General features: G+C 55.7%; 19 protein-coding genes and 1 pseudogene. 8 read left to right on the top strand and 12 right to left on the bottom strand.

All coding sequences use genetic code 11. From position 1 onward, the window contains the following. Positions 1-8: 8 nt before the first annotated feature. From GN242_RS06650 to GN242_RS06630, 5 genes are read left to right on the top strand one after another with little or no spacing between them, the layout of a single operon-like run. Positions 9-1,139 carry a M20 peptidase aminoacylase family protein gene (locus tag GN242_RS06650; protein ID WP_156287096.1) on the top strand — a complete coding sequence of 377 codons (1,131 nt, stop codon included), beginning with the start codon at positions 9-11 and terminating at the stop codon, positions 1,137-1,139. Between the two features lie 57 nt (positions 1,140-1,196). Further along, a complete protein-coding gene (locus GN242_RS06645; RefSeq protein ID WP_154751754.1) occupies positions 1,197-2,138 on the top strand; it encodes an ABC transporter substrate-binding protein in 942 nt (313 codons plus the stop codon). A gap of 11 nt (positions 2,139-2,149) precedes the next feature. Beyond that, on the top strand, positions 2,150-2,671 hold the full coding sequence (locus GN242_RS06640) for a GNAT family N-acetyltransferase (RefSeq protein ID WP_154751755.1): 522 nt from the start codon (positions 2,150-2,152) through the stop codon (positions 2,669-2,671). After that, positions 2,661-3,560 (top strand): amino acid ABC transporter permease, encoded by a 900-nt coding sequence (locus GN242_RS06635; RefSeq protein WP_154751756.1) that lies wholly within the window; start codon positions 2,661-2,663, stop codon positions 3,558-3,560. The genes GN242_RS06640 and GN242_RS06635 overlap by 11 nt, the downstream gene beginning before the upstream one ends. 2 nt (positions 3,561-3,562) lie before the next feature. Next, positions 3,563-4,357: an amino acid ABC transporter ATP-binding protein gene (locus tag GN242_RS06630; protein ID WP_154751757.1), complete on the top strand. Its 795-nt coding sequence runs from the start codon at positions 3,563-3,565 to the stop codon at positions 4,355-4,357. Positions 4,358-4,452: 95 nt separating this feature from the next. Here the strand turns inward: GN242_RS06630 and GN242_RS06625 are convergent, their stop codons facing one another. Further along, positions 4,453-4,659 carry a hypothetical protein gene (locus GN242_RS06625; RefSeq protein ID WP_231617136.1) on the bottom strand — a complete coding sequence of 69 codons (207 nt, stop codon included), beginning with the start codon at positions 4,657-4,659 and terminating at the stop codon, positions 4,453-4,455. 402 nt (positions 4,660-5,061) lie between these two features. Here GN242_RS06625 and GN242_RS21960 point away from each other — a divergent pair, with 402 nt between their 5' ends. Then, the gene (locus GN242_RS21960; protein ID WP_445224732.1) at positions 5,062-5,190 is read left to right on the top strand and encodes a DUF7706 family protein; all 129 of its coding nucleotides are present in this window, start codon (positions 5,062-5,064) and stop codon (positions 5,188-5,190) included. Positions 5,191-5,238: 48 nt separating this feature from the next. On the opposite strand, the gene GN242_RS06620 is transcribed toward GN242_RS21960, so the two are convergent. Next, positions 5,239-5,577, bottom strand: coding sequence for a DUF7716 domain-containing protein (locus tag GN242_RS06620; protein WP_156287094.1), 339 nt, complete (start codon positions 5,575-5,577; stop codon positions 5,239-5,241). Between the two features lie 28 nt (positions 5,578-5,605). Continuing rightward, a complete protein-coding gene (locus tag GN242_RS06615; RefSeq protein WP_508610857.1) occupies positions 5,606-6,913 on the bottom strand; it encodes an RHS repeat-associated core domain-containing protein in 1,308 nt (435 codons plus the stop codon). A 253-nt stretch (positions 6,914-7,166) separates the two neighbouring features. Here GN242_RS06615 and GN242_RS06610 point away from each other — a divergent pair, with 253 nt between their 5' ends. Beyond that, a complete protein-coding gene (locus tag GN242_RS06610) occupies positions 7,167-7,364 on the top strand; it encodes a hypothetical protein (RefSeq protein ID WP_156287092.1) in 198 nt (65 codons plus the stop codon). Positions 7,365-7,388: 24 nt separating this feature from the next. Here GN242_RS06610 and GN242_RS06605 read toward each other — a convergent pair whose 3' ends face one another. The 8 genes and pseudogenes from GN242_RS06605 to GN242_RS06570 all read right to left on the bottom strand — a co-directional run bounded on the left by GN242_RS06605 (position 7,389) and on the right by GN242_RS06570 (position 17,540). Further along, positions 7,389-7,781 carry an Imm50 family immunity protein gene (locus tag GN242_RS06605; protein WP_156287091.1) on the bottom strand — a complete coding sequence of 131 codons (393 nt, stop codon included), beginning with the start codon at positions 7,779-7,781 and terminating at the stop codon, positions 7,389-7,391. Positions 7,782-7,783: 2 nt separating this feature from the next. Then, on the bottom strand, positions 7,784-12,421 hold the full coding sequence (locus GN242_RS06600) for an RHS repeat-associated core domain-containing protein (RefSeq protein WP_156287090.1): 4,638 nt from the start codon (positions 12,419-12,421) through the stop codon (positions 7,784-7,786). 53 nt (positions 12,422-12,474) lie between these two features. Further along, positions 12,475-12,894, bottom strand: a complete 420-nt coding sequence (locus GN242_RS06595) for a DcrB-related protein (RefSeq protein WP_156287089.1) — start codon at positions 12,892-12,894, stop codon at positions 12,475-12,477. A gap of 78 nt (positions 12,895-12,972) precedes the next feature. After that, a pseudogene (locus tag GN242_RS21830) lies at positions 12,973-13,278 on the bottom strand (phage late control D family protein); the annotation flags it as partial. Between the two features lie 442 nt (positions 13,279-13,720). Then, complete coding sequence (locus GN242_RS06585; protein ID WP_156287087.1) at positions 13,721-15,373, bottom strand: multidrug ABC transporter permease/ATP-binding protein; 1,653 nt, start codon at positions 15,371-15,373, stop codon at positions 13,721-13,723. A gap of 95 nt (positions 15,374-15,468) precedes the next feature. Continuing rightward, positions 15,469-16,110: a DNA oxidative demethylase AlkB gene (gene alkB / locus GN242_RS06580; protein WP_156287086.1), complete on the bottom strand. Its 642-nt coding sequence runs from the start codon at positions 16,108-16,110 to the stop codon at positions 15,469-15,471. A 17-nt stretch (positions 16,111-16,127) separates the two neighbouring features. After that, a complete protein-coding gene (gene apbE / locus GN242_RS06575; protein WP_154753907.1) occupies positions 16,128-17,177 on the bottom strand; it encodes an FAD:protein FMN transferase ApbE in 1,050 nt (349 codons plus the stop codon). A gap of 183 nt (positions 17,178-17,360) precedes the next feature. Continuing rightward, a complete protein-coding gene (locus tag GN242_RS06570; protein ID WP_154753908.1) occupies positions 17,361-17,540 on the bottom strand; it encodes a hypothetical protein in 180 nt (59 codons plus the stop codon). A gap of 99 nt (positions 17,541-17,639) precedes the next feature. On the opposite strand from GN242_RS06570, the gene GN242_RS21635 reads away from it, so the two are divergent. Further along, complete coding sequence (locus tag GN242_RS21635; protein WP_195918389.1) at positions 17,640-17,810, top strand: hypothetical protein; 171 nt, start codon at positions 17,640-17,642, stop codon at positions 17,808-17,810. Between the two features lie 38 nt (positions 17,811-17,848). Here GN242_RS21635 and ompC read toward each other — a convergent pair whose 3' ends face one another. Beyond that, the gene (gene ompC, locus GN242_RS06565; RefSeq protein ID WP_154753909.1) at positions 17,849-18,955 is read right to left on the bottom strand and encodes a porin OmpC; all 1,107 of its coding nucleotides are present in this window, start codon (positions 18,953-18,955) and stop codon (positions 17,849-17,851) included. Positions 18,956-19,097: the final 142 nt, after the last annotated feature.

Raw genomic sequence — 19,097 nt, 5'->3', positions numbered from 1 at the left:
GACACACAATGAGCCAGTCCCTTGCACAGCAGCTCGTCGCCTGGCGCCGTGAGCTGCATCAGTACCCGGAACTGTCGAATGAAGAATTCGCCACAACCGAACGCATCACCGGCTGGCTGAAAGAGGCTGAAATTACCATCCTCCCTTTCGATCTTGCTACCGGCGTGGTGGCAGAAATCGGTCAGGGCGAACCGCTGATTGCCCTGCGTGCTGATATCGATGCCTTGCCGATTGAAGAGATCGTTCCGGTGGCGTTTCGATCGCAGCATCCAGGCGTGATGCATGCCTGTGGCCATGACGTGCACACCTCAGTGATTCTGGGTGCAGCAAAACTGCTTAAAGAGCGTGAGCAGAGCCTGCCCGGGCGTGTTCGTCTGCTGTTTCAACCTGCTGAGGAGCGTTTTGGCGGCGCAAAAACGCTGATTAATGCGGGGGCGTTACAGGATGTGGCGGCCATTTTCGGTATGCATAATGCGCCCGAGCTGCCGGTGGGCATCTTTGCCACCCGGGGCGGCCCGTTTTACGCCAACGTCGACCGTTTTGATATCGAAATTCATGGCAAAGGTGCCCACGCGGCACGGCCGCAGGAGGGCGTGGATGCCATTGTTATCGCCAGCCAAATAGTCAGCGCCTTGCAGACGCTGGTCAGCCGCAGCTACAGCCCGCTGGAGTCGGTGGTGGTGAGCGTAACGCGCATTGAAGGCGGCAATACCTGGAATGTTTTACCGCAGAAAGTCGTTCTGGAAGGAACTGTACGCACCCATAACTCCGCGATCCGCAGTGAGCTTCCGCAGCGGCTGAGACAGCTTATCGAGGGTATTGCCGGGGGATTTGGTGCCCGTGCCGAGCTGAACTGGCATCCCGGGCCGCCAGCCCTGATTAATACCGAACGCTGGGCAGAGTTCAGCAAACAGGTAGCCGCACGCCAGGGTTATGAGGTGCAGCACGCCGATCTGCAAATGGGCGGCGAAGACTTTGCCTTCTACCTGCATAACACGCCGGGCACCTTTGTCAGCATCGGCAGCAACAGCGAATTTGGTCTGCATCATCCCGGCTTTAATCCGGATGAAGCCCTGCTCTATCCCGCCGCAAACTATTTCAGCCAGCTGGCTGAAGCGGCACTGAAGGACATCGCTTAACGGGCAGCAATCTGCTCATTTTCATCTGCATTTTCACCATAATAAGAGTCAGAGATCATGAAAAAAACATCCGTATTACTGGGTCTGCTCAGTGCTTCTTTATGGCTTGGCACCACGGCAAAGGCAGAAACTGTCAAAATTAACGGCACGGGTATCAGCGTTGAGGCCAATGCAGCCCCTGTCCATGCTCCGCTCAATCCGCAGGCTGTAGCACTGCTGCCGAAAGATTTAAAGCTGGCCGTGCCGGGTAAATTCACCGTCGCCGTTGCCGCGCTGAACTCGCCGCCGCTGACGCTATTTTCCGATGACAATAAAACCCTGCAAGGCAGCGAAGTGGATATCGCCCGCCTGGTGGCAGATAGCCTCGGACTGGAGCTTAACGTAGTGCCAACCTCATGGGAGGACTGGCCGCTGGGCGTCAGCTCCGGTAAATACGATGCCGCTATCACCAACGTTACCGTCACTAAAGCGCGCAAAGAGAAGTTCGATTTCGCCACCTATCGCAAAGACTCCCTCGGCTTCTACGTCAAATCAGACAGCAAAATCACCTCCCTGACCAAAGCAGAAGATATTGCCGGACTGCGCATTATTGTCGGTTCCGGTACCAATCAGGAAGCGATCCTGCTGGCCTGGGATGCCGAAAACCAGAAGAAAGGCCTGAAGCCTTTTACACCAAACTATGTAAAAGATGATGCCGCGCAGACGCTGGCATTGCAGTCCGGACGCGCCGATGCCTATTTCGGCCCGAACGTGATTGGCGCGTGGAAAGCAGCGCTGACCGGGAAAACTAAACTGGTTGGCAGCGTGGATGGCGGCTGGCCGAAAGCGGCGCATATTGCCGTTACGCTGAAGAAAGGTAATGGCCTGGTTACTGCCGTTAACGCCGCGCTAAACGGCGTGATCAAGAGCGGCGAGTACGACAAAGTGCTGAACCGCTGGGGCGAAGGCGTTGAGCGCCTCGATCATTCTGAAATCAACCCTGAAGGCCTGGGCGACTAACGGAGGTCAGTATGAGTCATGAACAGTTCCGCCAGCTGTCGCCGGAGGCTCCCGAACTGGAGCCGATTATCGACGGGTTATTTGGTGAGTACAGTGCACGTTATGGCGACTTTTTTGCACGCGATGCCGAAGTTGAGCTGACGGAGTGGTATCTGTCGCCCCGGGGGATGTTTGTGGTGCTGGAGCGCGACGGAGAGATTATTGCCATGGGCGCTTATAAAGCGCTTGATGCCGACACCGCCGAGCTGAAACGCATCTGGACGCGCAGCGATCTGCGCCGTCAGGGGCTGGCGCTGAAAGTGCTGGTGGAACTGGAGCGCCGCGCCCTGCTGGCCGGGTATCGCCAGGTCTATCTCACCACCGGTTTCCGCCAGCCTGAAGCGGTGCGTCTCTATCTCTCCCACGGCTACCAGCCGCAGTTTGATACCCGACGCGATCCGGAGGAGTACAGCCTGCCGCCCTACGATGGCCGCCTGCGCTTTACTAAAGCGCTGTACCAAAATGCTGAAGCAGGAGCCGCCAATGAAACCTGATGAAACCCTGCGCGTGGTGCCTGCGCGCTATCCACTGCGGCTGGTGGGTGCAGCTATTGCGTTGTTTATTTTGGCAGTGGTGATCCAGTCGGTGGCGTTTAATCCGCGCTGGGAGTGGGGAGTGTTTGCTCAATGGTTCTTTGCTCCCGCAATTCTGAGCGGCCTTGGCCAGACGCTACTGTTGACACTGATTGCCAGTCTGTTGAGCATCCTGCTGGGGGTCGGACTGGCGCTGGCGCGTCTCTCTCCTTCGTGGCTGCTTTCCGGGCTGGCATTCGGCTATATCTGGCTGTTTCGCTCACTGCCGCTGATTGTGGTGCTGATCATCCTCTACAACTTCTCCTATCTTTACGACACCCTGTCGCTGGGCATCCCATTTACCCCGCTTACGCTGGTTGAATATAAAACCATTGATGTGCTTGGACAGTTCAGCACTGCGGTGATCGGGCTGACGCTGGTGCAGGCCGCCTATACCGCTGAGATTATTCGCGGGGGGATTTCAGGCGTCGATCAAGGCCAGTTTGAAGCCGCTGCGGCTCTCGGGCTGCCGTCATCGCGCCGTACGCTGCGCATCATTCTACCGCAGGCGCTGCGCTCCATCATTCCCACCGGGTTTAATGAAATCATCAGCCTCGCCAAAGGCACTGCCATGGTTTACGTACTGGCAATGCCGGAGCTGTTTTACACCATCCAGATGGTTTACAACCGCACGCAGCAGGTGATCCCGTTGCTGATGGTGGCCGCCGTCTGGTATCTGCTGATCACCACCGTACTGTCGGTCTTCCAGCACTATGTTGAGCGCTGGCTGGCACGGGGTACCACGCGTGAATCAGTCACTCGTCTTTCATCCCAGCGGCTGCGCGCCGCCGTCACGCCCGTCAGGAGCTAATCATGTCTGAAGCTATCGATCTGCGCAGCGACGTCACTCTCGGACATATTTCAATTGCCGGAGTAAGTAAAAGCTATGGCCGTTTCAAAGCGCTGGACGACGTATCGCTGGAGCTGCCGCCGGGTTCCGTCACAGTGATCCTTGGCCCCTCCGGTTCGGGCAAATCTACCCTGCTGCGCGCGATTAACCATCTGGAGCGCGTGGATGAGGGGTTTATCCGCATTGACGGCGACTATATTGGCTATCGTCGCAAAGGTAACAGGCTGTATGAGCTGAAAGAGAAAGCGATTCTCAAGCAGCGTATCGGCGTGGGTTATGTGTTCCAGAATTTCAATCTGTTCCCTCACCTTACGGTGCTGGAAAACATTATTGAGGCACCGCTGGCGCATAAACAGCTGTCGCGTACTGATGCCGAACGGCGCGCTTTGCAGCTGCTGGAAACCGTAGGATTACGCCACAAAGCCGATGCCTGGCCACGCCATCTCTCCGGCGGCCAGCAGCAACGCGTGGCTATTGCCCGTGCGCTGGCCCTGAACCCTAAAGTAATTCTGTTTGATGAGCCGACCTCGGCGCTCGACCCTGAACTGGTCGGTGAGGTGCTGGATACTATCAAACAGCTGGCACGCTCCGGCACCACCCTGGTGGTGGTGACTCATGAAATTGGTTTTGCACGAGAAGTGGCAGATAACGTGGTGTTTATGGTAGAGGGGAAAATTGTCGAGCAAGGAAGCGCCGGGCAGGTGTTGAATCAGCCCCAGCATCCACGCACACGGCGTTTTCTTGCCAAAGTGTTATAAGGAAAGTAGCGCTCCCTGTATTTGTAGCGGCTGAAGTATGACCTCTATTTGTAGGGGCGAGGCATGCCTCGCCCACAGTCATCTCGTTCTGACCGTCACCATCTTCCACTTACGTAGCGACAGTGCAGCAGCCTCTCTTTCACCACCGCCCCCAGTCGCTTACGGGTCAGCTCCCGCACCGTGCCGTCCGGACGAACCTCGCGCATCAGCCCGTCCAGCGCGCTGTAAGCAAACCGGAAGGGCTCGCCCTTCTCATTGTACAGCGCGCTCAGGCGGCCAAAATTATCATACTCAAAGCGCACCCGCTTTCCGTCCTCCCGCCGCTCCGTCACCTGTCCCCGCGCGTTATAGCGGTAGCGCACCCGGGTTTCCCCGTCCCCGCTGATGCACTCCGGCAAACCGCTGCGTCAGCCGCCGCCCCGCGGGGGAAAACGTCAGGCGCTCCGTCTGGTGCAGGGCGTTCTGGATAAGGCTGAGTTGCCCGCAGGTCTAAGCGCTGGGATTTTATGCCGGACTTCCGGTCACCGTTATTTTTAAAGACGGGCAACTGATTATTAAACCTGAGTTGAAGTGTTAAACAGCCACCACGCAGTTATCACTTTACGATTTATGCCAATAAATTCGAGGTTCTTTCTATCAAGATTGCCATTACCCATTTAAAAAATATTAATTTAACCCACGCCGACGCAATCGCATAAGCCCGGCTGGTCAAACGCCCGAACCGGTCTGAAATGCGCGCCTGTGCCATCAGTGACGATGAAGCCTGTGAGATTAAATACGCCGTGCATAAGCTCCAGAACGCACTGACTGAGGCAGGGTTTGCGCCACGATAGCAGATAAAAAACCGGAAGGATCGAGGGATCTTTCCGGCTTTATTATAATTATAAATCAAGAAAATCATCATTCGCAGAGTAATAATTTAGTGCTTCCACAAAATCATCAAGTGATGCCGATGGTTTTTGCTCAAGAACTGAATCAACAACATCTGCAAACTGTTGACCTGAATATAAATAATTTAATTTTTTTGAAACTACTATTTTCGGATATATCTCTTTATCATCATCATTCACATCAGGATAATCTGCCACATAATAACTCCCGTCTACTCTCAACTGTTCATCAGTCTCACCATACAAACAAAAGTCATCGTTTCGTGAGTCTGCTTTTTTCATGGCAGAAATGATATCTACTAAACTATATTGATCATTTTTATTCAACATATGTCACCTATTTAAATTATGCTAATAATTAACAAGCTTTCCCTGTAGCTCCATCTAGTTTCCCTTTCCGTCCGGGATCACCTCCACCCCAAATATCTCGCCCACCATTTCCTGTCGGGTGATATAAAGCATGATTAGATTTATGATCAAGTCTATCGACCAAAACCAATCTATCCAGATCCTCATGATGGTGCCATGTGAAGCCTGCCGGACTGCTACTCTTACTGCCATTTTTCATCCAATTACTTAACTCAGGATGACGGTTGAACATATCTCGTCGGAATGCTGCGTCTGTATTTAGACGTTTAATCAAAGCATCATTTGCTCTTTTAAATTGAACAGCATCACTTGAATACCTATTGGATGCATTGACTGTATGTTCAAAGAATATTTTATATATCCCATTATTAGGCCTATTAGCCAAGCCCAGCGGATCGATCCAAGTAAGCGGATTAGGTGCATAACTATATAAGTTAATGCCCCCCGCCAGCCCTATCGGATCCGGCTGCGTGAAGCTCCCGCTCCCCGGGTCGTAGTACCTCAGCGTATTATAATGCAGCCCCGTCTCTTCGTCATAATACTGTCCCGCAAAACGCAGGTTCTGCCTCGCCGCGTACGGCGACAGCCGGCTCTCCTCCCTTCTGATGACCCCGAACAGCCCCGTATGCAGCGGACGCCACACCGTGTTCCCCTCCCTGTCACTCAGCGCCTGCGGCATCCCGTTCACTTCCGCATGTACGTACCGCATCCCGCCCTCGCCGCTGTCATACCGCGCCAGCGGCGTGTGGCTCTCTCCGTGATAAAAGTGGAAGGTCAGCGCCTCGTGCGTCCCCTGCTCTGCGCTCAGGCGCATCCCCTGCCAGTAAAAATCCGTCCGCTTATCCGGCTCGTACGGGCTCACATGCTTCACCGTTTTGGCCGTCCGCCGCCCCAGGCCGTCGTAGTCATAGCACACCTCCCGGTAGCGGGGATGCCCGCTGAACGTCACCGACGTCACGCGCCCGTCGCCGTCGTAGTGAAGGTGCTGCACCGCGCTGTCCTTCACGCTGATGCGCCGCGCCAGCCGCCCGAACTCGTCCCACTCGTGGCGGTAATCACCCGCCCGGCTCACCTGGTCGTTCCACGCCACCGCCCCGCCGTTCAGCAGGTTACCCGACGCGTCCCAGCGGAAGGCCTCCTCCCGCCCCTCCGCGTACCGGGCCAGCACCCGGTCAGCCCCGTCATACTCCCAGCGCGTGTCCTGCCTCACCCCGTATCCGCCCGCCTCCTGTCCGGTCGTCAGCGTCATCTTCACCATCCGGTGGCGGCGGTCATACTGCCAGCGCCGCGCCAGCACCGGGCGGAAGGGCCGGCCTGCCGCCTGCCGTCCGGCAGTTTTCGCCGTGATGCGCCCCGCAGCATCGTACTCCGTCCGCTCCGTCAGCGCCCCCAGGGTTCGCTCCGTCTCACGGTGCAGCCGGTCGCGCGCGTATTCCGCCAGCGTGTGCCGCTCCCCCCCGTGCAGGAACTCACTCTGGAGCAGGTGCCCGCTGCCGTAACGGCAGTAAAGATCTGACGGCTGTATTGTGCTGGTTCTGGAGAGTGAAGAAGTGGAAGATCTGAAACGTGAGCAGGAAGCCCTGCGCCAGCAAATGCGGCAGATTAAGCAGGCTAACCGGGATATGCGGTGCTATGGGAATAAGGGTTTAGCAGATAGAATGGATAAAATAGCGGGAAAGATCGAGATACCTCTCCCACTTATTATCAACAAAACATATCAACCCTCAGAATTTAAACACACACAATAACTGTGAAAATAAAAAACTCAGCATCTATTTCCAACGTTGATCTAAATATGGCTCAATTGAGTCAATAACAATCAATTCGGCAGCGCATGAAAAATGAAATTTATCTTCATTATCAATGGAAAATATTATTTCATCATCTATTTTTTCTATTACTGGTGAACATATAAAACCCAAACGTTCACCTTGCACATTTAACTTATTTACCCCCACAAGTATTAACGTTATAGATAAGCTATTAAATGCCACCTCTCTCCATTTTTCTGGCGTTTTGTTCGGTATATTCTTTGTGTTAAAACATATTCTTATTTTTGAAAGATCATAAAATAGAAAATTCTCAAATTCACAACCATCAAGATATAACTCATTGTTAAACATGAAGTTAATCTTCTCTTTCCCATGAGCAAAGTCAAACCACATAATTATAATCCTCTAGGAAAATCATAGTGATCATATGAACCATTAATTGAACCATTTCTTGAACCGTTCCCGGTGTTAGGGTCAAATGGTCTTGGGTTAAAATGTGGCCCTTGATTGCCTGGAGTACCTGGAGGACCATACGTGTGTCCGGCTGAATGTTCCTGTATAACAACCCTGGAACCGTCTGACCGTGTATAATGATATTCCCTCGACTCTAATATATTAAAATTACTGTCTTTTATTACATGTCCTTCTCTGTCAGTGAGCTGAACTTTTTTCACTGCTATCGGATGCTGGTTCATGGGTATCCCCGCATCTCGTTTCGCCGCTCTGAAAGCTTCTTTCCTTGAACCAAATTGAGCATTACAACCAGCAAGCCCCAGCGGATCAATCCACCCCAGCGGATTATGCACATACCCGTACGGGTTTATCCCCCCCGCCAGCCCTATTGGATCCGGACTGATATACTGCGCCGTATCCGGGTCATAATACCTGAACCGGTTGTAGTGTAAACCCGACTCATCGTCTTCGTACTGCCCGGGAAAACGCCACTGACACCCCGCACGCACCTCATCGTTTGCCGCAAATCCCCAGAGCCGGCTGCGGCCCCACGTCGTGCTGCGCGCAAACCATACCGCCTTGCCCTCCTCGCTTAACAGCTCCCGCACGCTTCCCAGGTGGTCGCTCACCACGTAGTGCAGCCTTCCCCTTTCGTAGCGCGCAAACGGGCTCACCGCCCCGGGCTGATACAGCCACCGGATGCGCCCGTCATCCGCCGGCGTGCCGTCCGCATACAGCGGGGTCTCCTCCACCATCTGTTCGCCGCACCAGAAGTAATCGTAACCGGCCGTTCGCCGCCCCTCCCCCCGGGCCACCTCCGCATCCTCACCCGCGTGCGGCCTCAGCGGGAGACGCCGTTCATCAGCGCCGCCGCCGGGAATAACCTCAAACTTCCGGATGCGCCGGCCAAACGCATCATACTCATAGCGCCAGCGCCGCCGCTCCGGCGTCAGCAGCTCCGCCAGCTGCCCCTGCCCGTTCCAGCGGTATTTCCACACCCGCGGCCTGAAACCCGCCGCCAGCTCCCTTTTCTCACTCAGCTGCCCCTGCTCATTATACCGGTAGCGGCACCGCCCCGACGCGCTGACCCGCCCTTTCTCCTGGCGCTGCATCCGCACGATCTCCCCCTCCGCGGCGAACGCCGCCCTGCGGGTGCGCCCCAGCGTCAGGTTCAGGTTCGCGTCGTAGTCAAAGCGCGCACTCTCCCGGTGGATCCCCTGCAACTCAGCCTCAGTGACCTGGTCGTTAACGTCGTGCCGGTAGCGCATATCGCCCCACTTACCGTCACTTATCCGGGTAACGTTGTGCGCCCTGTCGTACTCATACCGGCGGTTCACCGCGCTGCCGGCCAGGGCCGCCTGCGGATGAGCCAGCCCCGGCTGACAGTTAAACAGCGTCGAGTCCCTTCCCGCCGCCTGGCTGAACAGCAGACCGTTTGCCGTGTAGTTATGCGCGAGCACAAACCCGCCGGCGCTGCGGCGTACGCTCTCCCGGCCAAGGGGATCGTATTCAAAGCTCAGGGGATGGTGGTGGTTTAACTGCGTTTTTTCCAGCCGTCCGGACGCCGCGTCATAGTGCAGGCTGAGCCGGAGGGTATCCAGGGACTGGTTAATCACCCGCCCCGTTTTCGCATCGCGCTGATACGTGACGGCCCGGCCGTTAATCCGTTCGCCGGTCAGTCCGCCCCGTTCGTCATAATTAAACTCCACGGTGGCGCTGCCGTTGACCGCCGTCGTCAGCCGCCCCTCCCGGTCGTAGGTAAAATCAACCTGCTCCTGCAGCGTGGAGACGTTCTCTTCCTCCAGCCAGTACAGCTCCTGCGCCAGCCGGTCGCCGGGCGTGTAGCGGTAAGTGACCGTCTGCCGGCCGCACCGCTTTCTCACCAGCCGCCCCGCGGCATCGTAAGCATAGCGCTGCCGGCGTCCGGTGAAATCCCGCTCCTCAACAACCTGTCCCTTTGCGTCGCGGATCAGGTAATAAGATTCGCCGCCGGCGTTCGTCAGGCCCGTCAGCCGCGTCAGACGATCGTAATGATACGAGACGGTTTGTCCGTCCGGCCGCCGCCGGGACAGCAGCAGGTCGAAAGCCCCGTACTGACAGCGGCTTTCCCTGCCCTCGCCGTCGGTCTGCTTCCGGATGCGCCCCTCGCTGTCATAACGGATCTGCTGCCGGGATCCGTCCGGGTACGTCACCCCGGTCACGCTCTGCCCCGGCCTGGCGTGCGCAGCGCTGTGTGAATAGCGCGTTTTCTGCCCGTGGGCGTCGGTGAACCACAGCCGCCCGAGCACATCAACGTGACAGCGCGTGGTAATATTACCCGGCGCGGTTATTGCCGACAGCTGGCCGTATGCATCATATCTGTAACGCCACTCCAGGCCGGAGGAGTGCTGCTCCGTAACGATATTTCCGCAGGCATCATAACGCCAGTCAATGGCCAGGCCCGACGGACAGACCGTCCTGCGCAGCATGCCCTTATCATCATACTGCCAGCGCCAGGCCTCACTCTCCCCCCGGATGACGCCGGTTATCTGCCCCCGGCTGTCATAGCGGTACCGCAGCGGGAGATCGCCGGGCGGCGTGACCTCCAGTAGCTCCCCCAGCGCATTATACTGATACGAGGTGACCCGGCCGGTCTCATCGGTGGTGCGCGTCAGCCGGGTCAGATCCCATTCGGATAACACCACCCCGTTTAACGGATCGACGGCCCGGGTGACCAGATCCGCTTCATTATAATAATAATGCGTTTCCCCGCCCTCAGCGTCGATATAGATATTATGCCGGTTCAGATCGTCATAAATAAATCTGTCGTTATAATGTCCCTGCGCGGTGCGCGTTGCCACGACCCGCCCGGTATCGTCATAGTCGATCCAGGCCTGCGTTTGATCGGTGTCCCGCCAGTGCACCATAAATCCTTTATCATTATATTCATGATAAAGCCGGCCAAACTGGAAGCTGTGGCAGTCAGCCAGCTGCCCCCGGTGGTTATATTCACAGGTCAGCAGCACCTGGCTGAATTCCTGAGTCACCAGCGTGACCCGGACTATCCTCCTGTCCTGTACTTCAATATTCAGACTGTAGCCGGCGCTGTGTTCAATGACGCTCAGTTCATTATTACGGAAGGAGAACGTTATCCGGTTCCCTTTTCCGTCCTCAATCCGGCTTAAATAGCGCCGGCTGCCGTCGGCATGGCCAAAGATATACCGCCGCTGTGTCTGACGGTCAAAAAGGAGTAATTCCCCCTCCCTGTCGCCCGAAAGTATGTAGTGAGGCTGCCGCAGGTTAACCGCGCAGACCTCATTTCCGGGCGTATGATAGGACAGGATGCACCCTTCCTCATCCAGGTAATCGATACTTTCAGGCCGGATATCGAGATACTGAGACCAGCTGTTCGCCCATTTGACCCCGAGCGCCCCCTCAATGATGACCGCACCGGTTGAGCGATAGGTTCTGTATAACGTCAGCGGTAACACGCCGGGCAGATCGATGACGGGCCACTGCTGTAAAAAATCACCGGTAACGACGTCCACGGGCTCCCCTGCGCTGCTCAGTTGTTTAAAACTGTTCCTTATCCCGCTGACGGATGACCTTAACCCCATGTAAACAAGAACCGTATTGATAACCGCGGAGGTGGCCCTGAGGAATATATTCCGGCTGTCCTTTATCTCCGCGACCAGCGCCCCGGTTTGCTGCGTTTCAGCAATATTGCCACTGCCCGAGTTAATGCGGGCATCGCAGCTGGTTCTGTGGCCCAGGCGTGCAACCGGCATCCCGTTGGCGAACACCGTTTCGGCCCCCTCTGCAATCACCGGGGGCGGCGTCCAGGTATGATCGGAGCAGTGAACGGGGTCGCTGGCCCGGGCAACCGCCTGGCCGTTGAAGAACACGTTGGGAGATCCCTGCGCAACCTCCCCTTTTTTATCGCCATACTGGCCCAGGGCATTCCCGGCGCCGGCAATAATGCCCCCCACCGCCGCCGCGGCCCCGGCGGTTGCCAGAGAGCCAAGAAATGCGGAACCCATGACAACAAGCCCGGCCCCGCCGGTCAGGACACCTATTGCGACAACCACGGCAGCCCCGGCGATAACGCCGGCAATCGCCCCAATCAGCCCCCATCCTTTTCTCTGATGAGCGATGTCATCGCCAGCCCGGGCCGGCGCCTCGCCCCGGATGGCAACCCGCTTCGCCCCCGCCATACCGGCAATTCCGTGCACCGCCCACTCGCCCAGCCTGAACCCGCCGTAGCCGGCGGCCATGCCTGCGGCCAGGGGCGCCAGCGCCATCCCCGCCCCCTGCACCATCCCTGCCACCGCCGCGCCGGTGGAGACCGCACAGGCGCCGCCAGCGGCGCTCGCCAGGGCGGCATAGCCGGATACCGCACCCTGCACCACCGCCAGTGAGGCAAACGTCCCCATCACGCCGTAGTTGTATTCGGGGCTTTCGAGAAAATCCAGCACCGTATCCGTGGTTCTTTCCCAGGATGTAATCTGTGGGTTAGCTGGCGTGGCGGATCCCGGAGGGGATGCACCGCCGCCCTGAATGGCACTTATTGCTCCTATTGTCGCCCCGGTCACAGCCGTCATAATAAGTCTTCCCTTTCTTTACCATCACGCTCAGGCCACTGAACAGCGCGCCCTTATTTATCTCTTAACACCAGTGTATTTAACAGGGAGAGGATCAATGCCTTCTGACTCTCCGAAAGTAAGGCCGGCATGGTCGCATTAAGAATAAGGACATTCTTCGCGGCGCTGACAAAAAACATTAACTGATGAATATTTCCCTGAGTGGAACTCCAGCTGAATTCACAGCTGACCGATTCATAATTGTCTAAAGGATCGCGTACCCTTTCAATCTCACTGAAATTTTTGAGCTGAGTGCTCAACAATGTTATTTCCCTTTCAGCAAACTCTCTGAACGCCATTCCCCATGGGGGAGTATCCCGGGAGATAGTGAAACTCAACCCGCCCGCGTCATTTTCAGAGGTACTGAGCACATTGATGGTGACATCTTTCCACTCATCGGGTAAATCAATCGTTCCTTCATTAAAATGATACATTTTTATTTATCCCTGTTTAAATGTATGACAGGCCCCTCAACAAATACGCCCCCACTGTTAATGACTATTTTACTGCCCTCACCAAAACTCAGCGTTATTGACTCTTTGGTCATAACAACATTGCTGTCGCCAACCTGTAAGTCGAGCTGATCTGTGGCTTTTAATAATTGCGTACCCTCGCGGGTTAGGGTTATAAGGCAGCAAGCCGCCGCCCGGCAGCACGGCAAAATCATCGGCATACACCAGGGTATTTTTGCCCCCGTCGAACTCGAAATAGTAAAAAATGCCCTCTTCGGCGGTCAGGCGCTGAATAAAGCTGAAGTCCGGCTTCTGATACTGCACGCAGAACTCCCGCGCCGGGTGCAGATGAAACAGGCTAAAAGCCACCGCCAGGGCGTCCGGTGACAGACCCGCAGGGGTAAGCGTAAATTGCAGGCCGCCGGGAGACCTGCCAGCGAACGCGGCAGGATTATTTGAATTGTCAGAAAACATCTTTTTTCCTTCCTGGAAATTAACGCGCAGGCTCCGCCTGCTGCGTCAGCTGGTGATTACAGCTGAGTTAAATACTGAGAAAATCGCATATACCCTGCCAGCATTTCTTGTTAATAACCAGCCTGTTAGCGCTGTGGCCGTGTCGAAAGGCCGATTCTGTGACCGCGATCGACCAGTGGCTGATAATCAGTGGCGGGAGCGGGTATTTGTATAAGAGGGAAAAATGTAGGGCGGGAAGAGTCATTACTGAGATGATTTAGTGGCCTGAGACACGCCGGAAAGTTATAAAAAATATAACCAGTGCGTGCCTCATTCCACAGATATCCTCCCCGGCTTACACTAGCGTATCCGTGCGTTTAACCGCATCCAGCGTTGCCTGCTCGCGTTCATCACCCGTCAGCTCACTTAGCTTACCGTCTCGCATCTCCAGCAGACGATCCGCATGGAGGAAATAGTGGTCGTCATGGCTGATGGCAAATACTGTTTTACCCAGAGACTGTAACCATGGCAGCAGCTCGCGATAGAAGATACGGCGAAAATGCGGATCCTGATCCGCCGCCCACTCGTCCAGCAGCAAAATATCACGCTGCTCTGCGGTGGCCAGCAGCAGCGCCAGGCGCTTGGTCTGCCCTTTAGAGAGTTTCAGGTTAAGCACCCGGTTGCCTTCCAGCTTGATCTTATCCTGCATCTTCAGACGTTCCAGCCAGCTCTGCACCAGCGCCGGGTCAAGCGCCTGCCCACTATCGTCAATCAGGCGGTCAAACAGATGCACATCGGTAAACACCGCTGAGAACAGACGACGGTAGCTCTCCATTGAGGAGCTATCCACCACCTGCCCGTCCAGCAGGATCTCACCGGAAACTGGCTGATACAGACCGGTCAGCAGCATCGCCAGCGTTGATTTGCCGCTGCCGTTACCGCCGATGAGAAATACCAGTTCGCCGCGCTTAAGGGTCATATTTACCGGGCCAACGTGGAAACCGTTGTCGCCGTAATGAAACATCAGATTACGCAGCTCCAGCGTCTGCCAGTTTTTCGCCGCCGGAAGCTGTGGGAACTCTGCCTCATAAGGTACCAGGTTAAAGGTATTCAGCTTATCAAAAGCCACCTGGGCGGTAAGTAACGTCGGCAGTGCGCCCACCGCTGACAGCATCGGCGTACGCAGGAACAGCAGGGTCAGCGAGTAGGTGGCCGCCACGGCGGTATCGGCCCAGCCGAGGCTGTTCGCCAGATAAAACGCCAGTCCGATAGCCCCCAGCATCATAATATTTGACCAGTTAACCGCACTGAGATGATAGGTATCGGCCCGCACAATATGATGGCGGTACGTCTTCGCATCTTCACTATAGACGTTTTCGAAAATCTGCTGCGCACGCTGGCGGTTCAACGCCAGCTCTTTACGTCCTTCAATAATAATCTGGAAGTCATGATAGAGGCGGTCTTCCGTCTCACGCAGCACCGCCATATGCTGATAGACCCGCGCCACCAGCAGCCAGCCGCCAATAATGGTGACAGCAACCCAGACCGAGGTCACCACCATCATTTTCGGCGAGAGCCAGGCAAGATAGGCCGCAGAACCAATAGTCAGAATAATGCCCTGAATCAGCTCCGGCAGGCGCACAAAGGCAATGGTGATATTGCGCACGTCACTGGTCAGGCTGGCCAGCAGCTGGGCGTTACCAATCTGCTCGATGCGTTCAACCCGCGTGTCGAGAATACGTTTGATAAATTCGCCGCGCAGGCGATAGACAAAATGATGCCCCAGCATGGTCAGCGCCAGCTGGGAGCCGAGGGTTACGGCCATCAGCAGCAGCAGCAGCCCGAGAAACTGCGGTAACACCATCACAGAGGAATTAAGGGTAACGATCAGTTCGCGGTTAATAAAGGCAATCAATCCGATCCCCAGCGCGGCGCTGAGAAGACTGAGCAAGATCACCAGAATAAACGGCCAGCGATACTGCTTATAAACAACGTGAAGCAACTCCATGAAAACGTCCCGGCAGGTAAAAAGCAGCTTGCAGTTTAATGAGAAGTCAGACGAGATCAATAATAATTCTCATTGGGGAGCGTTTAAGCGCCGGGCTAGCGTGCGCGGCGAAAAGTGAGGTTAAAACGAAAGGCACCGGTGAGCGGATGAATGCCGGGTTTTAACGGCAGAATACCGTGATAACGCAGGCGCGACGGTCCGCCCCAGACCACCACATCCCCCTGCTCCAGCAGAACACGCTGACAGGCATCTGAGCGTTCAAAACCGCCAAATAAAAACACCGCAGGCAGCCCCAGCGATACCGAAACAATCGGCTGGCGCAGGTCGCGCTCATCTTTGTCCTGATGCAGGGTCAGCTTTGCCCCCGGCTCGTAGCGGTTAATTAAACAGGCGTCAGGATGAAAGCCGCTAAACCCCGCTTCGGCGGCACAGGTGGTAGCCAGATTGCGGAAGGATGCAGGCATCGCAGGCCAGCGCTGGCCGCTGGCCTCATCCTGATCGCTGTACTGATAGCCACGTGAATCCGTCGACCAGCCGAGATCGCCGCAGTTGGTCATCGCCACCGACATACGATGACCGCCAGGCGTGATGCGGTGTTCAAAAGGGTTCTGTGCGGCGATCTGCTCCACCTGAGCCATCAGCTCCCCAGCCATATCGCGCGCACGGCGGCGCAGGATCACCGCCCCTTCCGTTAGCGGCTCCTGCCAGGGCACATCTTCAGCAAACAGATCGAGCATCGGAACTCCTTCGCTTATCAGTGGGTAGATGAAGGCTGAATAAAGGCCGCAAACTGCGGCGACATCCAGCTGGCGAAATGGTCACCCTCTTTGAAAATAAGGTATACCGCAAGCTTATCACGCAGCGCCAGCTCCCTGGCTTTTTCAGTCCCCAGCACCATCAGCCCGGTATCCCAGCCGTCAGCTTCCAGCGCGGTGGTGGCGATCACCGTGGCGGAAACCAGCTTATGCTGGATCGGGCGCCCGGTTACCGGGTCAATCACATGAGAGATGCGCTTCCCCTCCAGTTCATAATAGTTGCGATAGCTGCCCGAGGTACTGATGCCGTGCCCCTGAAGGTCAACAATTGCCTGAACCGCATTTTCCTGGTCGGTGGGTTTCTGGATCGCCACCTGCCAGGGGTTGCCCTGCGCATTTTTGCCACGGGTCAGCACCGCGCCGCCCACCGAAACCAGATAGTGGTTAATCCCCTGCTGCTCCATCAGGCGCGCCAGATGGTCGGTGGCAAAGCCTTCACCAACGGTTGAGAGGTCAACATAGAGTTCCGGCAGATCTTTTTGCAGCCACGACTGCCCGGCACGGTTAATCACCTGCAAATGGCTCAGGCCGGTCAGCGCACGCGCAGCGTCAATTTGCTGCTGGGTGGGGGTTTTCACCGGCTGCTTATCCGGCCCGAAACCCCAAAGATTAACCAGCGGCCCGAGGGTAATATCCATCGCCCCGCCCGTCTGCTGGCCGATGCGCAGCGACAGCGTAATGATATCCGCCATATTGTTACTAACCGGCTGCGGCGCGCTGCCGCGATACTGGTTAAAACGGGACAAAACCGAATCACTTTTCCAGGTAGACAGCTCGTGGTCATCGTTGTCCAGCTGCTGCTGTATCGCTTTTTGCAGCATTTCACGGCGTTCAGGTGCCACACCTGCCAGACTTACCCTCCAGAATGTTCCCATTGTTCTACCTTCAAGCACCATCCCTTCAGATCCCGCTGAGGGCTTAGGATCGTCACAGGCTGCCAACAAGCAAACCACCATAAAACCTAAAAATAACCGCCATTTACTCTTCATATCAGCCTGTATTCTTGATTATAAACTGGCCCGAAGCGGGCTTTGCCGCAGGTAAAACTCGGATTCGGTCCCTTGATCTTACCGTCTCAGGTCACCAGGATGGTAGCTGTACAGGGCACTTTCGTGCTCATCATTCACTATTAAAGGAGAGCCATAATGATCTATTACGCGCTTCTCATGGTTTCAATCGGCCTGATTATCTTTGCAGGCTTTAAGCATTACAAGCTGACGCATACCCGCCAGCTGCACCGTCCCCGCCATCGCTAGCGGGTGGTAAAATTCTCCCCGGCCTCGCCGGGGGGGAGCATCCCAGGCACTGCTATGGTGCAGAACACGCAGCAGATACCCCGCAGACGCTATCACAACTCCCCTTAACCGCTTATCAATCCGTTTTCATTCTACCTGGCCTACCTGGCACGCTTTCTGCTTGATTACCTGACTATTCAGAGCCGGGAGAGAGCCATGCGCAACAAACAAGCGGTAAAAGAGAACCAGGCCCGTCGACGTTTACTGCGTTTTTCACTGTTTACGCTTGGAGGAGCCGCGGTGGAAGGCAGCATGCAATGTTTAGCAGAAGAAGGAATGGCTGAGGAAGAAACGGAAGGTAAAAAAGCGGTGGTGATTGCTGCTTAAAACCTGGCGCGGCCGGAAGTGGCCGCACCAGCGGGAGATTAGAACTGGTAAACCAGGCCTACACCCACCACGTTGTCGGTGTTGATACCGGCAGCCTGGGTAAAGTCATTATCGTCCAGCAGGTTGATCTGGTAATCAACGTAGGTCGACATGTTTTTGTTGAAGTAGTAGGTCGCGCCCACATCAACGTACTGTTTCAGGTTCTGCGTACCCCAGTTCTGAATATCGGTACCGCGTGAAGTCACGTAGGCCAGAGATGGACGCAGGCCGAAGTCGAACTGATACTGCGCAACCAGCTCCCAGTTTTCCGCTTTGTCGGCAAAGCCGTAAGCTGATGGGTTGTCGCTGCTGCCGAAGCGGGTTGCGTTGTACGATTTGGTATACATCGCCGCCAGGTAGATGTTGTTGGCATCATATTTCAGGCCGCCGGTGTAAGCCTGCGCTTTGTCACCGTTGCCCAGCAGAGCATTGCTGTTTTGAGTATCAGTACGGTCGGATGAGAACATCGCCGCACCTGCGCTTAAGCCAGCACCGATATCGTAGGTCGCTGACAGGCCGTAACCGTCGCCATTCTGCGCAGTTGCGCTGCGGTTACCGGCAACTTCAGCATCGCTGTCATTTTTACCCTGGTACTGTACGGCAAAGTTCAGGCCGTCAACCAGACCAAAGAAATTGTTGTTACGGTAAGTCGCCATACCGGTACCGCGCTGGAACATAAAGTTATCCGCGCCGTAAGTATCGCCACCAAACTCTGGCAGCACGTCTGTCCATGCGCCAATGTCGTACGCCACGCCGTAGTTACGGCCATAATCGAATGAGCCAGCATCACCGAATTTCAGGCCGGCGAAACCAACACGGGTATAGCTGTTAGCTGTCCCCTGGTTTTCAGCGTTGTTCAGCGCAGCCTGGTACTCCCACTGACCGTAACCGGTCAGCTGGTCAGAAATCTGGGTTTCGCCTTTAAAGCCAAAACGCACATAAGACTGATCGCCATCGGATCCGGAGTCGTCGGAGAAGTAGTGCAGGCCGTCAATTTTACCGAACAGATCCAGTTTGTTGCCGTCTTTATTATAGATTTCTGCTGCACCCGCTGAACCAGCCACCAGCAGCGCCGGGACCATCAGGGAAAGAACGCGAAGTTTCATTTTAATACCCTCTCGATTATAAGCCTTAATTACCCAAAAAATTCGAGCTGCATAAAGGTAACAACCCCGTGCACCCAGGCATGACTGGGGAGAGCGGGCGCGGCCAACGGTTGCAGCTTGAAATGATGCGAATAAATTGCCA

It is taken from the genome of Erwinia sorbitola, assembly GCF_009738185.1.
GTDB classification, from domain to species: Bacteria; Pseudomonadota; Gammaproteobacteria; order Enterobacterales; family Enterobacteriaceae; genus Erwinia; species Erwinia sorbitola.
This window is presented reverse-complemented; position numbering and strand designations above follow the sequence as displayed.